The following is a 21893-nucleotide window of genomic DNA, read 5'->3' as shown; positions in this document are numbered from 1 at the left end:
AAAGAAATACGAGACGAAACGTGCGCTAAATTTAAATTGTTCTAAAAAAACTAACAGATTTTACAAAAAAAATATTGATTTTAGATTTTAAAAAATTATCTTTGCGCACTGAAAAAAGAGGTATTTTCGTTAAACCTAAATAGCTATTTAATAAATACATAAGTAATGTCAAAAGTAATCGGAAAAGTTGCCCAAATCATTGGACCAGTAGTTGATGTTGTTTTCAACGGAAAAGATGTTGAACTTCCTAAAATTTATGATTCATTAGAAATCACTAAAAAAGACGGAACATTATTAGTTCTTGAAGTACAATCTCACATCGGAGAAAATACAGTACGTACGATCTCAATGGACTCAACAGATGGTTTGAGCAGAGGATATGAAGTAGTTGGAACAGGAAATCCTATCCAAATGCCAATCGGTCCAGACGTATATGGAAGATTATTCAATGTAATTGGAGATGCAATTGATGGTTTAGGAAACTTGCCAAAAACAGGTGAAAACGGAATGTCTATTCACAGACAAGCTCCAAAATTCGAAGATTTGTCAACTTCATCTGAAGTTTTATTTACAGGAATCAAAGTAATCGATTTAATTGAGCCTTACTCAAAAGGAGGAAAAATTGGATTGTTCGGTGGTGCCGGAGTTGGTAAAACAGTATTGATTCAGGAGTTGATCAACAATATCGCAAAAGGTCACGGTGGACTTTCAGTATTCGCAGGAGTAGGAGAAAGAACGCGTGAAGGAAATGACTTACTTCGTGAGATGTTAGAGTCAGGAATTATAAAATACGGTGACGATTTCATGCACTCTATGGAAAATGGAGGATGGGATTTATCTAAAGTAGATATGCCAGGAATGAGAGAGTCAAAAGCTACTTTCGTTTTCGGACAAATGAATGAGCCACCAGGAGCTCGTGCTCGTGTAGCACTTTCTGGACTTTCTATCGCTGAATATTTCCGTGATGGAGCTGGAACTGATCAAGGAAAAGACGTATTGTTTTTCGTTGATAACATCTTCCGTTTTACACAAGCAGGTTCAGAGGTTTCGGCTCTTTTAGGTCGTATGCCTTCTGCAGTAGGATACCAACCAACATTAGCAACAGAAATGGGTGCAATGCAAGAACGTATTACTTCTACAAACAAAGGATCTATTACATCGGTACAGGCGGTTTACGTTCCTGCGGATGATTTAACTGACCCGGCACCAGCAACAACGTTTGCTCACTTAGATGCAACAACAGTATTGTCTCGTAAAATTGCTGAATTAGGTATTTATCCAGCGGTTGACCCGTTAGATTCTACTTCAAGAATTTTGACTCCTCAGATATTAGGAGATGAGCATTATGACTGTGCACAAAGAGTTAAAGAAATTCTTCAGAAATACAAACAGTTGCAAGATATTATCGCAATTCTTGGTATGGAAGAATTATCTGAAGAAGATAAATTGGCTGTTTCTAGAGCGCGTCGTGTACAACGTTTCTTGTCTCAACCGTTTCACGTTGCTGAGCAATTTACAGGATTAAAAGGTGTTTTAGTTGACATTAAAGATACAATCAAAGGATTTAACATGATTATTGATGGTGAATTAGATCACTTACCAGAATCAGCTTTCAACCTTAAAGGAACCATCGAAGAAGCTATCGAAGCTGGAGAAAAAATGTTAGCTGAAGTTTAATATAATTTATAACTCATAACCAAAAGAAAATGATTTTAGAAATTGTATCACCAGAAGCAACCCTTTTTTCAGGACAAGTAACTTCGGTTACATTGCCAGGAGTAAACGGAAGTTTTCAAATATTAAACAACCACGCACCAATTGTTTCAATTTTAAGCAGTGGATTAGTAAAGATTGCGGCGCCAAGTTTCACTTTTACTAAAGAGGTTCTTAATAAATTCGCTAAAGTAAGCGATCAAGAGTATACTATTACTATTGAATCGGGTACAGTCGAATTGAAAGACAATAAAGTAATTGTTTTAGTTGATTAAAATAATTCAATTTATATAAAAAGCCAGACAGTGATGTTTGGCTTTTTTTTTGAAGCTATTCCAGCTGTTCACTGTATCTATTGCGTGCGCCGCGGCGCACACAATAGGATGCCGCTTCCATCTGGGCTAAAAATCAAAATTAAATCAGAAATTAGGCATTAAATACTAACTTTACCAGTATGAAATTACCCGAAAATCTCAGTCAAAAGTTAATGCAGCGCGAGCAAACAAACGCCTTACGTCAATTGCCACAACCAAACGCTTTAATTGATTTTTCGTCTAATGATTATATTGGCTTTTCAAAGAACGCCACAATTTTTAATAAAGCGCATCAATTTCTAATTGAGAACAACTGCATTCAAAATGGCGCCACAGGGTCCCGATTAATTTCTGGCAATCATTCTCTCTATGAAATCGCAGAAGTAGAAATCGCTAAGTTTCATGAGTCAGAGGCTGCTTTGTTGTTTAATTCGGGCTACGATGCCAATGTTGGGTTCTTTAGCGTTGTGCCGCAGCGTACAGATGTTATTTTGTACGATGAATTGTGTCACGCTTCAATTCGGGACGGAATTTCCTTATCCAAAGCCAAATCATACAAATACGAACACAACGACTTTGAAGACTTAGCTCGTTTACTTCTAAAATTTAAAACTAGCAGTACAAATATTTATGTCGTTACAGAAAGTGTTTTTTCTATGGACGGAGATTGCCCAAACTTAGAAGAGTTGGTCAGTCTTTGCGAAAAACATGAAGTTTACGTAGTCGTTGACGAGGCACATGCTTTGGGTGTTTTTGGAGAAAGCGGCGAAGGTTTGCTTCAAAGTATACAATTGCACGAGCGTATTTTTGCACGAATTATGACTTTCGGTAAAGGATTGGGTTGTCACGGCGCGGTTATTTTAGGTAGTCAAGAACTACAGTCGTATTTGGTTAATTTTGCGAGAAGTTTTATCTACACAACAGGTCTGCCGCCGCATTCGGTCGCCACTATTTTAACGGCTTATCGACAATTAGTTTTAGAGAAAAATTCGATCAAAAAATTACGCGAAAATATTGTCTTTTTCAATCAGCAAAAAAAGCTCATGAGCTTGCAACCGATGTTTGTTCGCAGCAAGTCGGCTATACAATCTGCAATAATTCCGGGTAATGAAAAAGTCAAAGAGGTTGCGCAGAAAATGCGAGCGGAAGGTTTTGATGTAAAGGCTATTTTGTCACCAACGGTGCCCGAAGGACAAGAGCGACTTCGTTTTTGTTTACACGTTTATAATTCTGAAAAAGAAATTACTCGAATTTTAGAGTTACTACTGAAGCTGCTTTTTTAACAAGTGGTACTTTATATTGATTTTATAAAAAGGCTGTGACTATAAACGCGTCTATTTTTTTAAGTTTTTTAAATTTCCTTTCATTTTTTGTAACGTTTTGATTATTTGCGTACTTACGACACGTAATCAAAAAACAAGCAGTTTGAAAACATATTCAAAATCATTAAAAGTAAAAACGTGGGCAATTATATTTATTTTTCTAAGCTCCGCAGAACTAGTTTATTCTTTAGTCAACCAATTTGTATTAAATAAGCCAAACACTTCACTACTCTTAATTTTTGGGTGCTTTTTTTGGATGCTGGAATACAAAGAAATAGATACCAAAACTAACTAGAGGTTTCAATAAATCAATCAATAACTTTAATCAATCAAAAAATGAAAAACGCAATTAAATTAGTGATTTCAGTCCTTGTACTATTTTTAAACTTTCAAACACAAGCACAAAATAAGGAAATACCATTAGAGAAGTCACTATTATGGGAAGTCTCAGGGAACGGATTAAAAAAGTCATCATTTATATATGGAACCATTCATATGATTTGTGCTGCCGATTTTTTCATCACGGATCAAACAAAGAAGGCGTTAGAGTCTTCGGGTCAATTGGTTTTAGAAATTAATCTTACCGATCCCAAAGAAATCGACGCAATGCAAAAAGCAGTAATGGGAAAAGAAGGACTTAGCAGACAGTTAACAAGCGAAGAGTTGTCTCGTCTTAGCGCTGTTTTAAATAAAACAACTGGAATGACTATTGCGCAAGTAGATAACTATAGTCTAGTTACTGTTATGAGTTTAATCGTGGCAAAGGCTTTTGGTTGCGCAGATTTAAAATTTTACGAAATGGATTTTATAGAAAAAGCAAAAGAACATAAAATTTCGGTTAATGGACTAGAAACAATGGATTCTCAGTTAGAAACTTTGAAAAATGCTTATACTAATAGCGAAATGATTCGGATGTTGGAAGAGTCAAATAATGTAGATATGAAAAAATTTGTGACCCTCTATAAAGAAGAAGATATTGCTGCATTGTTTGAATCAACTACAGATCCAAAACTCATGAATACGAAAACCCAAGAATTTATGTTAGATAAAAGAAATAAAAATTGGGTTGCAAAATTGCCAACTTTAATGCAACAACAACGTGTTTTTGTAGCTGTTGGAGCAGCGCATTTGGCCGGTAAATCTGGTTTAATTAACTTGTTGAAGGAAGCAGGATATGTTGTTAAACCAGTATTGAAGTAGTATTGTTTTGAGAGAAAAAGAGCAAGAGTTTTTGAGTCGAATGGAAGTGCATAAAGGAATTTTATATAAAATTTCGAAGATGTATATGGACAATGCTGATGATCAGCAAGATTTGTTTCAAGAAATTATTTGTCAGCTTTGGAAGTCATACGATACTTTTAGAAATGAAAGCCAATTCTCTACTTGGATGTATCGAGTCGCATTAAACACCGCGATTGTTTTTCTCAAAAAAGAAAAGCGCAAAGTAGATAAGGATCCAATTGCTACAGAAAACATAAAAGAAGACGAAAGTGATTCGGAATTAAAAGAAGATCAGATGAAGCACTTCTACACGGCTATACAAAAACTTGAGAAAATCGATAAAGCAATCCTATTCTATCAATTAGAAGGTTACTCGCATAAAGAAATAGGTGCTAATTTAGGAATATCGGAAGGAAATGCGAGGGTGAAATTAAACAGAGCAAAAGAAAAATTAAAAGAAATTATAAAAGATCAAGGTTATGGATTTTAAAGATGTACAAGATGCCTGGAACAAAGAGACCAATGAAAAGATTAAACTTCCAACTAATCTAGAAAAAATACAGACAGCAAATACGCCTCTGGATAAGATTAAAAAGAATCTTAAAAACGAATTAATTTATCAAACTCTTTCGGTTCTTTTTATAGGATTTGTGCCTTTTATACATGATTTCCCTTCCCAAACAATTGTTCCTTTTTACCTCTTATTTAGTATTTTTTTGCCCGTTTGTGCCTATTACTTAATAAAATTGCTTCGATTTTATAAAAGGTTGTCAAAAATAACATTGAAAACAAAAGACAGCTTATACGAAACCTATTTTGACATCAGACTCAATATGGAACTTTACAAAACATTTGGTTTCGCACTTACGCCATTTTTAACTTTGTACCTAATTGGCATGATGTACTATCAGTTGTCGCAGAAAGTAAATTTTCAAATAGCAACAGTAAGTGATTCGCTTTTAATATCTCTGTTTGCAATGATAATAATTTCGATTTTGGCAGTAGGTCTGCTTTTAGAATGGTGGGTACACTATTTTTATGGAAAATATGCCAAAGAGATTCGGAAACTTTTAGACGAATTAAAAGAAGAATAATAATTAAAGCCGATCGTAAGGATCGGTTTTTTACTTTTGTAAAAAATTAAAATAATGAAAATCTTTATAACAGGAATTTCGACCGATGTGGGAAAAACAATCGTATCGTCTATCGTTGTTGAATCGCTTGAAGCGGATTATTGGAAACCAATCCAAGCCGGAGATTTAGCGCATTCGGACACGCATAAAGTACAAGCAAGGATATCCAATTCTAAATCGCAATTTCATGCCAATAGTTACGCTTTAAACACGGCAGCAAGTCCGCATTTAGCTGCTGAAATTGACAATGTAACAATTGATTTAGCGCAGATTAAAGAACCCGAAACTCAAAACCATTTAGTTATTGAAGGTGCCGGTGGATTGTTTGTTCCTTTAAATGATCAAGATTTTATTATCGATTTAATTCAACCCAACTATAAAGTGATTGTGGTTTCACGCCACTATTTAGGAAGTATCAATCATACGTTATTGACTATTGAAGCACTTCAAAATAGAGGTTTGCAAGTGGCAGGAATTGTCTTCAGTGGAGATGAAAGTCAAGCAACTGAAGCTATTATCTTAAATTCAACCCAAATAAAATGCATTGGAAGAATTGAGGAAGAACCTTATTTTGATAAAAATGTCATTAAAGAATATGCGGATTTATTTAGAGAAAATTTGCTGGGTTTGTAGAGTGAGGAGTAAGTAGTAACAAGTAATTAATAAGGATTCATACTACTACCGTTTGTTTCTTAATACTTATTTTCCTCATGGTTTTTTATATTTCTTTGCTTCTTGTGTCTATCTTCTTTACTCTATTCTCTTTCCACTGTCCTCCTAAATCTTTTATCTTTGCAAAATGACTTCAACAGAAAAAGACAGCCAATACCTTTGGCATCCGTATACACAACACAAAACTGCTCAGTTGCCAATAACCATTGCTCGTGGCGAAGGTGCTTTGCTTTGGGACGAGAACAATAAGGAATACATTGACGCAATTGCTTCTTGGTGGGTGAATCCTTTTGGCCACAGCAACCGTTTTATTGCTGACGCCATCTATAAGCAACTCACCACCTTAGAGCATGTTTTATTTGGTGGTTTTACCCATCAGCCCGCTATTCAAGTCGCTGAAAAGTTGATGGAAATTCTGCCTAGCAATCAGCAAAAAATATTTTTTTCGGATAATGGTTCTACTGCGGTAGAAGTCGCGATTAAAGTGGCTTTGCAGTTTTTTTTTAATAAAGGAGAAAAAAGGACAACTATTATAGCTTTTGAAGATGCTTTTCATGGCGACACTTTTGCAGCAATGGCAGCAAGCGGAATTTCATTTTATACGCAGGCATTTCAAGGAATGTTTATCGATGTGGTTCGGATTCCAGTTCCCGTAAAAGGTAAAGAAAAAGCAAGTTTTACTGCTTTAAAAAACGTGATAGACAATCATAAATGTGCGGGATTCATTTTCGAGCCTTTGGTTCAAGGAGCCGCAGGAATGGTGATGTATGAGCCTGAGGCATTAGCTACCTTAATCGAAATTTGCAAAGAAAATAAGGTTTTGACAATCGCGGATGAAGTGATGACAGGATTTGGAAAAACAGGCAAAACATTTGCCATGGATTATGTAAAAGAGCAACCAGACATGATGTGTTTGTCGAAGGCATTAACTGGCGGAACGATTCCGATGGCCATAACTACTTTTACCCAAGAAATATTTGATGCTTTTTACGATGATGACATCAATAAAGCTTTATTTCACGGACATACATTTACTGCTAATCCAACAGGTTGTGCAGCAGTTTTGGCAAGTGTGCAATTGTTGCAAAAACCCGATATGCAAGCCAATATAAAGCGGGTCAATAAAAGACATTTGGCTTTTCAAGACCACATTAAAAACCATCCAAAGATTACAACTACTCGTGTTTTAGGGGTTATTTTTGCTCTGGAAATTAAATCAAATTCGGATGAAAGCTATTACGGTTCAATGCGGAATAAACTCTACAATTTTTTTATTGAGAAAGGTGTAATTTTGCGTCCCGTTGGAAATATTGTGTACATTTTGCCGCCATACATTATTAGTGACGAGCAATTGCAAAAAGTATATGCAGTAGTTGAAGAAGCAGTAGAAATGGTTTAAAAGTATTTCGTTTTTAATTTCGAAACGATAAACAAAAAGTAGAAGCAGAGATTCGGTACATTTTTACGCTGCATTAATTTACTGTTAACTTATATTTTTTTGCCACAGTTTAAATTAACTAAAAGGATTTAATCTGTGGCAAATTTTAATTTTTCTAACAAATTCATTTTTGAGAATTTCAGCCTTACCAAACATTCTCACTATGAGATTTTTTTTTGAGGTATAATGTGAAATAAAATTCAAGCTGCTTACCTTTGCCAAAAATTATATTTTGAACACTCCAAAAATTGCGATTACCTCTTTTGCTTCTATTTCTCCTTTAGGAAATACTTCCGAACAAGTGTGGGAAAACTACAAAAACAAAAATCATTGTTTTAGTTCTCAGTTTTTAGACAAGCAAGAAACAGTTGTTGGTGCTTTGAGTGAGAATTCAAAAGATTTAATAGATGCAATTCGTTCTTCAGATTCCAATTATAAAAGCCTGGATAATTCGGTTTTATTTGCTTTGTATGCGTCGAGACAAGCGGTGCAAAAAGCGGGTTGGGTTAAACGTTCTAATTTCGGAATTAACATTGGTTCTTCCAGAGGAGCCACCGACTTATTCGAAAAACACTTTCAGGAATATTTAGAATCTGGAAAAGCACAAACTTTAACTTCGCCAACTACTACTTTAGGAAATATTTCTTCATGGATTGCGCATGATTTACAAACTGAGGGACCTGAAGTTTCACATTCTATTACGTGTTCAACCGCATTACATTCCTTATTAAATGGGGTGGCTTGGTTGCGTGCCGGAATGGCTGACCAGTTTTTGGTTGGTGGAAGCGAAGCACCTTTGACGGATTTTACGATTGCACAAATGCGAGCACTCAAAATATATTCGCGTGCAAAATTAGATCAAGATTCTTGGCCCAACTTAGCTTTAGATTTAAATAAAAAGCAAAATACCATGGTACTGGGTGAGGGGGCAGCGGTTTGCTGTTTGGAAATTGGCGAAAAAAACAACGCTTTGGCTTATCTAATAGGTGTAGGTTATGCCACTGAAATTTTGGAACATAATATCTCGATTTCCGCCGAAGCAACTTGCTTTCAAAAATCGATGAAAATGGCATTAAAAGAAATACCGCTTGAGGAAGTGGATGTCATTGTGATGCACGCGCCAGGCACTATAAAAGGGGACTTAACGGAATACAAAGCTATCCAAAAAGTATTTGGAAAGCATTTGCCATTATTAACTTCGAACAAATGGAAAATAGGACATACATTCGGAACTTCGGGAATGTTAAGCATAGAACTAGCTTTGCTAATGCTGCAAAACAATCAGTTTATCGGAGTTCCTTTCTTCGAGCAAAAACAAACTAAGGAGATTCAGAAAGTACTTATAAATTCTGTTGGATTTGGTGGAAATGCGGTTAGTGTTTTGTTGGGTTTATAAATTTCACGAATATTTTATTTGTCGGTTTATTAAGTACTTAAATTAAAGATATTGATCTCCTTGTTTAGGACATTTGTAGCGCTAATAAATTTTTCTGCTTTTTTATTTTGCCTTCTTCTTACGAAAAAAACCGTATTAAATTAGCTACAAATAACACGATTATAATTAAGTAAATACTTATAAAAAATAATTATAATACGTTTTTTTTGTCGTTCATCGATAACTATTGCCGTTGAACGATTATAGAATGTCTTTTGACTTACGATCTTTTAAAAGCGGTATTTTTGCACCTTAATTAATGCTTGGAGTATTTCATACTTTAAATTTTTAATCTTTGACTATCAAAATTTTATTGTAATGACGTAATTGTTTTTGGCTATTAGGTAACTATTCGTTAAGAATTAAGACTGTTTGTAAAATTTAATTTTGGTGTAGCTAGCAGGCATTTATAAAAGAAATTTTAGTTGATAAACATGTTTTGTGCAATGGCAAGAATTAAAAATACCGTCATATGCCTCAAAAACGATAAGTATATGATAAAAAAACTACTCTTTATATTATTTTGTTATTACTCTTTTATGCCAACTACAACGGCTCAAGTTGTTAATTATAGCTTTATTAAAGCTATAGACATAAATCATAAATTGAATAATTCTTCTCTAATAATTTTAGGCAGTTGGGATAACAAGTTTACTTTGTCGCGTTTTCCAGTAAGCTTGTCCTTTAAATGCACTAGTGTTTCATGTAACGGTCGCGGTATAAGTAACGCTTCAATTGTCGAAATAACCTAGTAAACAGCAGCAAACAAATGTTGGTGGTGCCTGTTTATTTAAAAAATGGAACAGCAGCAATTCGCAAAGTATTGTTTTAAGTCACCATTCAATAGTACAACAATAATAAATTTTTTTTTTAATAAAAAGTCATTTAATGGCGCTCAATCATGCAAAATTTTACCAAGTCATCTTTACCCCTATTTATCTTATTGTTATTATTTTTTATAACCAATGCCGTTCAAGCACAGAGCGCTGTTGACAGAATTTATACGGACTGGGGAGGCTATTGGACTGCGAATGCTGCAACAGGCTCAGACAATCGTCCCGATTCTGAAAATAATTTAACTGCATTTCAATGGAATGGTAAAACCTATTCAACTGGCGTAAATGACAGCCGATTGATCACAGAAAAGGTGGCGTTTGACGCGCACAAATTTAGAGCATTAAAAATTCAGGATATTAAACGGGGGAATTCAACATTTTTTCTGCAAGGCGCAATGATTGATGAAACCAAATCAGCAAGCATTTTAACTCCGGCTTTGACCGGTGCTGTTGCCACATCAGCAGAAATGGTTGCACGACTTACTGACGGAATTAATGGACTCGCCTTGGGGACTGGTATTGCAAATATTGGAACTAGCAGTGTTTCTTTTAAAATTGGAACTGACAATTTAAATCTAAACGGACTAAATGATGGCATACCTGACTTAATTGTAACGCAGGTTGCACTGCCAGGTGGAGCCGATGTATTTAAGTTTGTAGATGCTCTAGGCAAAACTGTTGGAGACCCAGTTACCATCGCTTTTCAAGGTGTAAAGGTGGTAGGTTCTTACAGTTTAGATATTTTTGATTCGACAGATGGCAAGCCAGCTAATGGATTTATTTCAAATGAAGTACGGGACATACGAATTTTAGCCTACGACCTAAGCGCTTTTGGAATTACTGCTGCGCTCGCGCCTACTGTAGATCGTTTTGTAGTTACTTTTTCAGGGAGTTCAGATTGTGCTTTTATTGCTTTCAATGCAAATTCTTTAAAATTAGCACAACTAGATTTGGTTAAAAAAGCAAGTTTAGTGAGCTGTGGAAAATTAGGAGATAAAATCACATACGATTTCGAAGTCACCAATACTGGAGATGTACCATTGCGAAACATTACTGTGGTTGACCCAAAGTTGGGAACGACTGCAGTGGGCACTATCAGTACCTTAAATGTGGGAGCAAAAGTTACCTTTACGGCAAACTATACGATCACTGCAGCCGATGTGGCTCTGGGATATGTTTCTAATAGTGCAAAAGTCACCGCAATAGATCCGTCTGACAATTTGGTCGAGGATATTTCGGGTCAGACAATTAATAATGATGTTGCCACAGTAATAAATTTACTAACTCCGCCTACCATAGGAGCAATTACTGCTGTTACTTGCAGCATTCCAGGATCTGTTCAATTGAGTAATTTGCCTGCTTCAGGAACTTGGAGTGTGGAGCGCTTACCAGGTAATGTAATTGTTAATGGAACAGGAGATACTAAGCAAATAAGCAATTTGCCAGCGGGAAAATATAGTTTCAGAGTGACCAATGAGACAGGTTGTAAATCACCTGCATCGGCTGAATTTGTTGTGCCTGAAACGGTAACAAATAAATGGAATGGCACAAAATGGTCTGACGGCACACCAAATATTACACAAAACCTCAACATCGAAGCAGACTTGAGCATTACCGCTGCGACCAATCTTACGGGTTGCAACTGCACGGTACAATCAGGTTATACGGTTACAGTTAACGGCGATGCTACGCTAACTTTACAAGATAAACTAACCAACAATGGGACAGTAATCTTTGAAAATAATGCCAGTTTGGTGCAAATTAATAATGCAATCAATAGCGGAAAAGTTACTTACAAACGCACCACAACGCCAGTTCGTAGATTTGATTTTACGTATTGGTCCTCTCCAGTTTCTAATTTCAAATTAAGCGATCTTTCGCCAAATACTTTGTCCGATAAATATTTAGCATACAACAATGCTTGGGCTATCAATTATAATGGGACAGCAGTAATGCAAGCAGCTGCTGGATACGCAGTTCGAGCACCACAAAGTTACAATCTTAACGAAGCAGCACCTTTTAGCGCAAGTTTTGAGGGTGTGCCAAATAATGGAGATATCCCATATGCTATAAAAGGAACTTGGAACCTAATTGGAAATCCTTATCCGTCGGCAGTTTATGCGGATGAATTTATATATAATAATACCAATTTATATGGGACCCTATATTTTTGGACACACAATTCTTCACCAGACGTGGCGATTGTAGGAAACGCAACCTACAATTATACGAGTGGCGATTATGCAAGTTATAACATCACTGGCGGTATTGGTAAAAATAGAGGAACAGCTGCTGCAACAGGCAGTCCTGAACCATTAGGATATATTGCGGCGGGGCAATCATTTTTTGTCGCAGCACAGCAAACTGTAGGGACCGTTTTATTTACCAATGAAATGCGCGTTGCAGGCAGGAACAAGCAGTTTTATAAAATGGCTAAGACAACGTCGATGGAGAAAAATCGAATTTGGTTAAACTTGACCAATGAAGATGGACTGTTCAAACAAATTTTAATTGGTTATGTAAGCGGCGCCACCAATGGCTATGATGCCATTTATGATGGGGTAACCTACAATGGAAATTCTTTTGCCGACTTTTATAGCATTAATGATGGTTCTCGTTTGGCAATACAAGGTCGTGCGGTTCCTTTTACAGCTGAGGAAATTCCTTTAGGTTTTAGTGTTAAACTGACCAAAAAACCTGCGGTAGAAAGTTCCTTTTCAATAGGTATTGATCACACCGATGGCAACCTGAATGAGCAACCGGTATTTTTGTACGACAACCAAACCAGCAAAACACACAATTTGCGCAAAGGCAACTACACTTTCAGCAGTGCCGATGGCGTATTTGACGACCGCTTCATTTTAAAATACGGTACCACTTTAGGAGTTGATGATTTCAACACTGAAAATAAAGTTTTAGAAGTGTATGTCAATAATAAAAAGATAACTATTGATGCAAAATTAGAAAGGATTAATAAAGTTACGATTTTTGACATTACAGGAAAATCAATTTACACCAAAGAAAATATAAACAATACCGTACTTGAAATTGAAAATTTAAAGATCAGCAATCAGGTCCTGATCGTTCAAACCATCCTCGAAAATGGCGCGACATCGAATACTAAAATTATTTTATAGGTTTATAGTATTTCCCACAGATCAAAGATTTAACAGTATTTAATCTTTGCCTAAAAATAAAAAGGTCTCAGCCACAAATTGCACTAATTAACACGGAATCGTTTGTGATAATTAGTGCAATTTGTGGCTTGCTTTTTAATAGAATTCTGCACTTTACAAATTTTTTTCTGCCAAAGTTTAAAAGAATTAAAAGGATTTAATCTGTAGAAATTTGCGAAATCTGCGGCTAAATTTTAAATCTTTTGCTGCCACAGACTAAAAGAATTAGAAGAATTTAATCTGTGAAATCTGTGTCTAAATTTTAAATTTTTTTCGGGAAGAATTTCCGATATACTATTTGTGAAAATCTGTGAAATCTGTGTTTCAGATCGCTACACAATAAATGCTGCGCCTCCTCAGCTACAATAATTCTAAGTTGGGCTGAATAAATTTATGCCAGAAAGAAGTTACAATTGTAATTTTTAGAAAATTAATTTAGTTTTAAAAATAAAACTTCAATTGAGAAAAAAACTGCAGCAAAAAAGCACACCACCGAATCGCAATTGACTATCCGAAATTTATCAAAACCTTTATGATTATTGCTTCTGTTGCAAACAAGAATAAATTTTTGAAAATATAAATTCGCGTTCTCTTCATTCCAACAAAAAATGTTAGTTGTTAAACGTGGACTTAATACTTTATCTATTTTTAAAATATGTATTTTTATAAAATAACATGTGATTTTTAGTATGTTTACTATGAATATTCTCTGTTTTAGATTATTTAAGCATAAATTTTTATTATTTTACATTATAATTCAACCAATAACTTGATATTGCAATAGATAATTTGTTTTTAATCGCGCATATTTATATTGGCTTTTAAAGATTTCTAATACTTATAAAGATGGCTAAAAAACTACCTTTTTCAACAAATAGTTTAAATTTTCAGCATTTTGGTTTGCTAACTGAAAAGAGTGGCACGTTGCGCTCAAAATTGTTACTCGCTTTTATATTATTTATAGTTTTTCAAATATCTGGAAACGCTGCTACATTCTACTCTCGAATGAGTGGTAATTGGAATGCTAATGCTATCTGGAGTTATACTTCAGGTGGTGCGTCTGTAGGTGCTGGTATATTTCCAAAAGCTGGAGATATAGTTTATATCGAAACTTCGCATACAGTTACTGTTCCAATTAATGTTCCTGCATTTTGCGCCTCTATAACGTTCACTGCGAATGGTAGTACTGTAAGTACGCTATCTGTTGCTTCAGCACTTACAATAAGCGGTGCAATTATCATGAATTCAAAAAGTGGACAGAATAGATCTCACGTTTTGACAGGTGATGGTACAATATCTTGTAGTAGTGTTCAAATCGGTACCGCAGATCCAACGTATGATAAATTTAAAACTATTTTGACATCGACAATTGCCAATTTTATTGTATCTAGTGATTTTACGTTGTTAAGTAGTGGTGGAAATGGAACAAACACTATTAATGCCGAATTTTATTTTCAGAGTGGAACACTTGATATTAATGGTCGGATAATTACAACAAATCAGATTGGCGACAATACTTCTATTTTTAGCACGACAACAGGCGCTCAAACTGGAACATTGTTGTTGAGCAATGCAAATCCATTCAACCTTAGTGGAACGGGTACTAATACCATTACTCTTAATGGCACAGGTGCTACAGTAAATTACGACGGTGTAGGGCAAGCGATTCGTACTACAGCTTATACAAATCTCACATTATCTGGATCAGCAAGTAAAACCTTGGCTGCAACGACAACGGTATCAAATAATTTAACATTGAGCGGTACAGCAAAGCTAGCTCCAAGTGTTTTAGATATAATATCTAATGGCGCAAAAGTGATCTTTAATGGTGGGAGCTACGCAACAGGAGGTGTTAATGAAACATTGGGAACAATTACTTTAAACGATAATTCGACCATCGATTTAAGTGGAACATCGCAAACAAATTTTGCTAATAGTGCTACAATACCTTGGTCCGGTGGAAAGATACTAACAATTACCGGTTGGAACAGTTCAAGGAAAGTTCTTGTAGGTATTAATGGTTCATCCTTGACGACAGATCAAATTTCGCAAATAAAATTTCAATTAGGAGGTGTACCTGTTGACGCCATACTGCTCTCAACGGGCGAATTAGTGCCGGATCCTTGTTCTTCGGTTGCAACCCCAACAGTGGGCACTATTGTAAATATCACCTGCTCTGATTTGGGGACAGTCGCTTTAAGCAATTTACCCGCAGGTTCATGGACCATTAATCAAAGTGGACCAATTAACACCACAATTCTAGGATCTGGTACTGCTTACACCGTGCCTAATCTATCAGCAGGATCATATACTTTTACAGTAACTGCAAACGGGTGTACTTCTGCAGCAACTTTATCAGTCCCTGTAGTTGATAATTCTTCAACAACCTGGAACGGAAATGCGTGGAGTAACGGAAGTCCAACTGCCACCAAAAATGCGATCATTGCTAGCGTTTCACCAAATCCGCCACCATTGACTGGTTTCACTGCTTGTGGACTTACAATTAATGCAGGTTTAGTTGTAACTGTGCCGTCGGGCGTGACCTTAACTATTACAAAGGGAGTTAATGTGACTACCGATAATGGTTTGATATTTGAAAACAATGCGAGCTTGGTGCAAATAGCAGATGTGCAAAACACCGGAAAAATTACCTACAAGCGCAATACGACGCCAATGCGCAGGTACGATTTCACCTATTGGTCTTCTCCAGTTGCTGGAATGACATTAAACCAACTGTCGCCTAATACTTTGTATGACAAATATTTAAAATACAGCAATGGCTGGTCTGAAAGTGTAAACGGTGTACAAACTATGAATCCCGCATCTGGTTATGCTGTACGCGCGCCACAAAGTTTCGATCTTACGACAGCAACTGTTTACAATGCTGTTTTTGAAGGCATCCCAAACAATGGAACTATCGAATTTCAGCTCAACGGAACATGGAACTTAATTGGAAACCCTTATCCATCTGCGGTTTATGCCGATAAGTTTATTGATGGGAATTCCAATTTATATGGAACATTGTACTTTTGGGAGCACAATTCGCTGCCTAGCACCTTGCAACCTGGCACAGCCACTTATAATTATAACAGTGGCGATTATGCAAGTTATAATATCACTGGCGGAGTTGGTACAGGTGTTGGAACGAAAGCCTTAACAGGATCTAAAATACCTTCTGGTTACATTGCGGCAGGTCAGTCATTTTTTATTGCGGCCACTGAAAGTTTGCCATCTGTTTCTTTTAAAAATGACATGCGTGTACCGGGTCAAAATTCACAGTTCTTCAAAATGACGAAGAAGCCAACTGTCGAGAAAAATAGAATATGGTTAAATCTAACCAATGAAGATGGGTTGTTCAAACAACTTTTAATAGGATACCTTAGCGGAGCTACCAATGCGTACGATATGGTTTATGATGGGGTAACCTATAATGGTAATGCCTATGCGGATTTTTACAGTATAAATAATGGTGCTAAACTGGCTATTCAAGGTCGCGCTGTTCCTTTTACTGATGAAGAAATTCCGTTAGGATTTCGCGTAAATTTGGCGAAAAAACCTGCTGTTCCTAATAGTATGTTTACTATTAGCATAGACCACACAGATGGTAGCTTAGACAATCAGTCGGTATTTTTATTTGATAACGTTGAAAATAAAACGCACAATTTACGCAAAGGCGACTATAGTTTCTCAAGCGCAGACGGAACATTCGACAATCGTTTTGTATTAAAATATACCAATAAAACATTAGGAGTAGATGATTTTGAACAGCAAAACAAAATGATAAAAGTATCTGTGAAAAATAAAGTCATAACTATTGCTGCCACAACTCATACAATTGAAAAAGTATTGATTTACGATGTTTCGGGTAAAACAATTTATAGTAAAAGTAAAATCAATTCTTCAGTTTTTGAAATTGCTAATTTAAGAAGTAGTGATCAGGTATTGTTGGTTAAATTGCAATTAGAAAATGGTATAACGCAAACGACTAAAATTATATTTTAATATCAGTAACTTATCGAATTAAAAAAACCACTTGTATGCGCAAGTGGTTTTTTTTACGACTTTTAATTAATTCTCTCCTTTTACACTTCGTCTTTAGTAGAAGAAAGCATTTTCATCTTCTCATAAACGAGCGTACTTTCAAAACCTTTACGCAACAAAGCATCGCAGAATTTTTTACTCTTCTTAAGTTTATTTTTTTCTGAAATACCTTCCCATGTTTTCAATGATAAATTTTCAAACGTTTCGCAATATTCTTCTGAAGAAATTTCTTTCAAGGCCTTTGTAATATTATAGGCCGAAATATGTCGAAATTTGAGCTCATTGACAATGCGCACTTTTCCCCATTGCTTTATTCTATGTTTTCCTCTCGCAAAACTACACGCAAAACGGGTTTCGTTTAAAAAATTATCAGTAATAAGTTTAACAATCACTTGATCAATTTCGTCAGCAGTCATTTTAAGACTTTTTAGTTTAGACACTACTTCATCATGACAACGATCTTGGTAAGCGCAATAATGCTCTAATTTTTTTAGTGCTTGTAGTATGGTATAAGTTTCAGACATTTTTAAGATAAATAGAAAAGTTAAAAGTAAACATTGTTTGAGCGATTATGTAAAATGTCAAGATTTAAAATTAAAGAAGAAATATCACTAATTCAAGGTATTGTAAGATTTTTATTATTTTTATATTTTTGTTTATACTTTAAAAAGTTTCTGTTTAGTTTTTTTATTAAAATTACTACGTACATTAAACTTATTACTATTGAAAACAACTTTACTTTTTCTGCTTTTATTTTTCTCCGCTTCTCATTCTCAAGCGCAACAAGGTAAATTAGATTCCACTTTTAATACTATAGACAATGGTCTATTAGGAGATGGATTCGATGGCGTGGTTCAGTCTATCAGTTTACAATCGGATAATAAATTAATTGTTGGAGGTAGCTTTAATAATTTCAATGGAACTGCTGTTTCAAAATTTTGTCGCTTGGATGTAGAAGGTCAAATAGATGCAACATTTGTTACAGGAACTGGTTTTGATGGTAACGTACTTTGTTCCGCAGTTCAAACCGATTCACAAGTGATAATCGCAGGGAATTTCAAAATGTATAATGGAGCAGCCGTATCCAAAATTATAAAAACAGATGCAGTAGGTAATTTAGATGCAGCATTTACAGCTAACGTAGGTCCAATTACTACTACAAGTAGTATTCATAGCATAGCAGTAGATCAAAATAATAGAATAATAATTGCCGGTACTTTTGCCAGTATTAAAGGTGTCACCGCAAATAAAATTGCTCGTTTACTTCCAAATGGATTGTTAGACTCTTCTTTTTTCGTCGGAACTGGCTCTTCCCATCAAGTCAATGTGGTAGCAGTTCAACTAGACAATAAAATTCTGGTTGGTGGTAATTTCACTTCGTTTTCAAGTGTAAGCAAAAATCACATCGTGCGTTTAAATGAAGACGGAAGTATAGATTCGACTTTTAATGTTGGAGATGGATTTGATACTAATGTTGAAACAATGGCAATTGCGAGTGATGGAAAGATTCTAGTTGGAGGAAGCTTTACAACTTACAATGGGATAACGGTAAATAGAATCGTTAGACTTAATACTGATGGTTCTTTAGATTCTTCGTTCACTTCGGGAAGCGGTTTTACTTCAGGGATTGTATATGCGATTAAATTGGATGGCAATGGTAATTGTATGGTTGGTGGAAGTTTTACGGGCAATTACAATGGCAGTGTCGTAAACAGAATTATTTTTTTAGACGATAACGGACAAGTGAAATCAAATTTCGATAATGGAGATGGCCCTAATTCTTCTGTTTTTTCAATCGCATCAGATCATACTAATTCATGGTATTTAGCTGGAAACTTCACTACTTATGACGCACTGAACCAAGGTCGAGTTACTAAGATAGATTATGATGGAGCATTAGATGGTGGCTATTTAACGCCAGGAGTCGGTTTTGATTTGGCAGTTTTAAAAGTAGTACCAGTAAGCGATAAAAAAATAGTAGTTGGTGGAAGTTTTAGAAAATTTAATGGCAGTACCATTGGCAAATTAATTCGCCTTACAGAAGAAGGCAATGTAGATTCGAGTTTCAATTTCGGAGAAGTTGGTTCGGATGATACTGTGCGATCTATTTTAGTCCAACCAGATGGCAAAATAATTGCAGGTGGAGCGTTTAAAAATTATAATGGAAATTCCGCTGGACGAATCATTCGCTTAAATGAAAATGGAAAAATAGACGGCAGTTTTGTGAGCGGTACAGGATTTAACAATCAAGTGTATATCATTAGGCGTCAAGATGATGGAAAGTTTTTAGTTGGTGGAAATTTCACATCATATAATGCTTTGCCCGCTAATAGAATTATTCGCCTTAATAGTGATGGTACGGTTGATATGACTTTTAATAGTCAAGGTGCTGACGCTTATGTGGAGCAAATTGAAGTGCAACCAGATGGCAAAATCATTGTTGGTGGACGATTTACTGTTTTTAACGGACTTACTTGTTCACGAATGATTCGTCTGAATGCCGCTGGCTCTACAGACAACACCTTTACTATCGAAGCTGGTTTTGGTAATAATATTTATGCAATGGCCCTTCAACCCGATGGTAAAATTCTCGCTGGAGGTTCTTTTATTAGCTATAAGAGTGTTTCCCAAAAAAGAATGATTCGACTGAATTCAGATGGTTCTTTAGACGCAACTTTTGCCATCGGAACGGGATTTAGCAAAGGAGATATTCGAACCATCTTGCTACAAAAAGATGGAAGGATTTTAGTTGGAGGAACGTTTACAGGAACTTATAATGGCACTCCGGTTTCTCGTTTAGTACGCCTTCATAAAGATGGAAGTATTGACATCTCGTTCGAGAGTAGCTTAAATGGTACTTTATATAGTGTGGCAATTACTTCTGATAATAAGGCAATCATTGGAGGAAACTTTAATTCAGTTGCGGGAAAAGCAAAACATCGTGTGGCGCGTTTACGTTTGTGCACCAACAGTTCAACATATTCTGAAATTTGGTCTAACGAACAAGCAGCAGACGGAATGGAACTTACTTTTGAGAAAGATTACGAATTTACGACATCAGTATATGCGTGCAGCTGCACTATTGCTCTCGGAAAGACAGTTAAGATTGCTTCTGGCAATACGTTGGGATTATCGTTCGGTTATTCGGGTTTGGGAACATTAGTTATTAAAGACAAGGCAAGTCTCTACCAAGATGATGATGAGGTTATAAATACGAGTCATGCGGTCATAGAAAAAACATCAACCCCAATGAAGAATTTTGATTATACGTATTGGTCTTCTCCTGTTTTGAATCAGACAGCCAAAAATTTATCTCCAAATACTTTTCCTGATAAATATTATCGATGGCAAAAAGACTGGGTTTTTGATGATGGGACTATGCAAGCTGGAAAAGGATATATAATACGAGTGCCTAAACCAGGAGCATATACAAACGGTGAAAAAGCTTTCGAAAATTCGGAACTTTATGAGCAAGGAGTTAAATTCGAAGGCATTCCGAATAACGGAAATATTATAGGAGAAACTACACTACCAGACGAATTCTTTTTAGTAGGAAACCCGTACGCATCTGCAATTAATGCCGATACGTTTCTGGACAAAAATGAATTTCTCAATGGCACCATTTATTTGTGGACGCACGACACGCCAATCACCCAAAGCGGTTCGTTTTATGTGTATACTTCAGCTGATTATGCGAGTTATAATCGTACTGGAGCTGTAATTACAGGTCCGAAAGGAGTTCCTCCTTCAGGAAAAATAGCTTCTGGCCAATCGTTTTTTACCTTTGCAAATGCAATAGGCACGATAAAATTTGACAATAGTATGAGACTAGTTGGTCAAAACAATCAGTTTTTCAAACCTAGTAAAAACAAGAAGGAAAATACTATTAGCGAGAGACATCGAGTATGGTTGAATTTAATGAACGAAGATGGAATATTTAAGCAATTGCTAGTTGGTTATGTAGAAGGTGCAACGAACAATTTTGACACTAGATTTGATGGAGTTAGTTTAAACGGAAATGCGCATGCAGATTTTTACACAATTTCAGGAAACAGAAACTTCACCATTCAAGGTAGAAGCTTACCATTTGAAATTGCAGATGAGGTTCCTGTCGGATATATCTCTTCTATCGAAGGAAAATTTAGTATAGACATTCATAGTTCTGACGGAGATTTAGCCATTCAGGCTATTTACTTAAAAGATAAAAAATTAAATGTCACTCATGATTTGCGAAAAAGTGGATATAGTTTTTCGACTGAAAAGGGAGTTTTTGACGATCGTTTTGTATTGATTTATGCAGATCAGACGCTAGGTATTGAGGAACAGACAATTGTTGAGAAGGACATAAAAATTAGTACGAGAAGTAAAACAGTTCAATTATTTGCTGTAGATACTATTATAGATGAAGTTGTGATTTATGATTTGTTAGGAAGAGAATTATTTCGAAAAAACGAAATTTCATCCACTGAATTTAGTTGGAATGGAAGTCAAATTCCAACTCAGGTTTTGGTTGTAAAAGTAGTTTTACAGAATAATAAAATCATGTCTCAAAAAATTGTTTTGAAGTAATTCGAGATACTTGAAACAGGTTA

At 35.6% G+C, this 21893-nt stretch carries 13 protein-coding genes; 12 read left to right on the top strand and 1 reads right to left on the bottom strand.

Translation table 11 applies throughout. From position 1 onward, the window contains the following. Positions 1-165: 165 nt before the first annotated feature. The 11 genes from atpD (at position 166) to ACRASX_RS04495 (ending at position 17262) form a co-directional block, all read left to right on the top strand. Positions 166-1677 carry a F0F1 ATP synthase subunit beta gene (gene atpD, locus ACRASX_RS04545; protein WP_066311874.1) on the top strand — a complete coding sequence of 504 codons (1512 nt, stop codon included), beginning with the start codon at positions 166-168 and terminating at the stop codon, positions 1675-1677. Positions 1678-1706: 29 nt separating this feature from the next. Then, positions 1707-1988, top strand: coding sequence for a F0F1 ATP synthase subunit epsilon (locus ACRASX_RS04540; RefSeq protein WP_066311873.1), 282 nt, complete (start codon positions 1707-1709; stop codon positions 1986-1988). Positions 1989-2167: 179 nt separating this feature from the next. Beyond that, positions 2168-3310 carry an aminotransferase class I/II-fold pyridoxal phosphate-dependent enzyme gene (locus tag ACRASX_RS04535; protein ID WP_432222572.1) on the top strand — a complete coding sequence of 381 codons (1143 nt, stop codon included), beginning with the start codon at positions 2168-2170 and terminating at the stop codon, positions 3308-3310. A 375-nt stretch (positions 3311-3685) separates the two neighbouring features. After that, positions 3686-4549 (top strand): TraB/GumN family protein, encoded by an 864-nt coding sequence (locus ACRASX_RS04530; RefSeq protein WP_432222571.1) that lies wholly within the window; start codon positions 3686-3688, stop codon positions 4547-4549. Between the two features lie 7 nt (positions 4550-4556). Continuing rightward, positions 4557-5060 carry an RNA polymerase sigma factor gene (locus ACRASX_RS04525; protein ID WP_432222570.1) on the top strand — a complete coding sequence of 168 codons (504 nt, stop codon included), beginning with the start codon at positions 4557-4559 and terminating at the stop codon, positions 5058-5060. After that, complete coding sequence (locus tag ACRASX_RS04520) at positions 5050-5664, top strand: hypothetical protein (protein WP_432222569.1); 615 nt, start codon at positions 5050-5052, stop codon at positions 5662-5664. Before ACRASX_RS04525 ends, ACRASX_RS04520 begins: the two co-directional genes overlap by 11 nt. Before the next feature lie 54 nt (positions 5665-5718). Continuing rightward, positions 5719-6336, top strand: a complete 618-nt coding sequence (bioD, locus tag ACRASX_RS04515; RefSeq protein ID WP_432222568.1) for a dethiobiotin synthase — start codon at positions 5719-5721, stop codon at positions 6334-6336. A 166-nt stretch (positions 6337-6502) separates the two neighbouring features. After that, positions 6503-7774, top strand: coding sequence for an adenosylmethionine--8-amino-7-oxononanoate transaminase (gene bioA, locus ACRASX_RS04510; protein WP_432222567.1), 1272 nt, complete (start codon positions 6503-6505; stop codon positions 7772-7774). A 271-nt stretch (positions 7775-8045) separates the two neighbouring features. Beyond that, positions 8046-9209 carry a beta-ketoacyl synthase N-terminal-like domain-containing protein gene (locus ACRASX_RS04505; protein WP_432222566.1) on the top strand — a complete coding sequence of 388 codons (1164 nt, stop codon included), beginning with the start codon at positions 8046-8048 and terminating at the stop codon, positions 9207-9209. Positions 9210-10149: 940 nt separating this feature from the next. Further along, positions 10150-13221: a DUF7507 domain-containing protein gene (locus ACRASX_RS04500; RefSeq protein WP_432222565.1), complete on the top strand. Its 3072-nt coding sequence runs from the start codon at positions 10150-10152 to the stop codon at positions 13219-13221. Between the two features lie 885 nt (positions 13222-14106). Then, positions 14107-17262 carry a T9SS sorting signal type C domain-containing protein gene (locus ACRASX_RS04495; RefSeq protein WP_432222564.1) on the top strand — a complete coding sequence of 1052 codons (3156 nt, stop codon included), beginning with the start codon at positions 14107-14109 and terminating at the stop codon, positions 17260-17262. Between the two features lie 80 nt (positions 17263-17342). Here the strand turns inward: ACRASX_RS04495 and ACRASX_RS04490 are convergent, their stop codons facing one another. Continuing rightward, entirely contained in the window at positions 17343-17825 is a 483-nt protein-coding gene (locus tag ACRASX_RS04490; RefSeq protein ID WP_432222563.1) for a regulatory protein RecX, read from the bottom strand. Between the two features lie 199 nt (positions 17826-18024). Between ACRASX_RS04490 and ACRASX_RS04485 the strand changes: the two genes are divergently transcribed. Next, positions 18025-21870, top strand: coding sequence for a T9SS sorting signal type C domain-containing protein (locus ACRASX_RS04485; RefSeq protein WP_432222562.1), 3846 nt, complete (start codon positions 18025-18027; stop codon positions 21868-21870). The last annotated feature ends 23 nt before the right edge of the window (positions 21871-21893 follow it).

It is taken from the genome of Flavobacterium sp. TMP13 (genome assembly GCF_050847115.1).
In the GTDB taxonomy this organism is placed as follows: Bacteria; Bacteroidota; Bacteroidia; order Flavobacteriales; family Flavobacteriaceae; genus Flavobacterium.
This window is presented reverse-complemented; position numbering and strand designations above follow the sequence as displayed.

Bases quoted from the DNA above. Each gene is read 5' to 3' on its own strand.
- atpD (WP_066311874.1), top strand. From the start codon at position 166: ATGTCAAAAGTAATCGGAAAAGTTGCCCAAATCATTGGACCAGTAGTT.
- ACRASX_RS04540 (WP_066311873.1), top strand. From the start codon at position 1,707: ATGATTTTAGAAATTGTATCACCAGAAGCAACCCTTTTTTCAGGACAA.
- ACRASX_RS04535 (WP_432222572.1), top strand. From the start codon at position 2,168: ATGAAATTACCCGAAAATCTCAGTCAAAAGTTAATGCAGCGCGAGCAA.
- ACRASX_RS04530 (WP_432222571.1), top strand. From the start codon at position 3,686: ATGAAAAACGCAATTAAATTAGTGATTTCAGTCCTTGTACTATTTTTA.
- ACRASX_RS04520 (WP_432222569.1), top strand. From the start codon at position 5,050: ATGGATTTTAAAGATGTACAAGATGCCTGGAACAAAGAGACCAATGAA.
- bioD (WP_432222568.1), top strand. From the start codon at position 5,719: ATGAAAATCTTTATAACAGGAATTTCGACCGATGTGGGAAAAACAATC.
- bioA (WP_432222567.1), top strand. From the start codon at position 6,503: ATGACTTCAACAGAAAAAGACAGCCAATACCTTTGGCATCCGTATACA.
- ACRASX_RS04500 (WP_432222565.1), top strand. From the start codon at position 10,150: ATGCAAAATTTTACCAAGTCATCTTTACCCCTATTTATCTTATTGTTA.
- ACRASX_RS04495 (WP_432222564.1), top strand. From the start codon at position 14,107: ATGGCTAAAAAACTACCTTTTTCAACAAATAGTTTAAATTTTCAGCAT.
- ACRASX_RS04490 (WP_432222563.1), bottom strand. From the start codon at position 17,825: ATGTCTGAAACTTATACCATACTACAAGCACTAAAAAAATTAGAGCAT.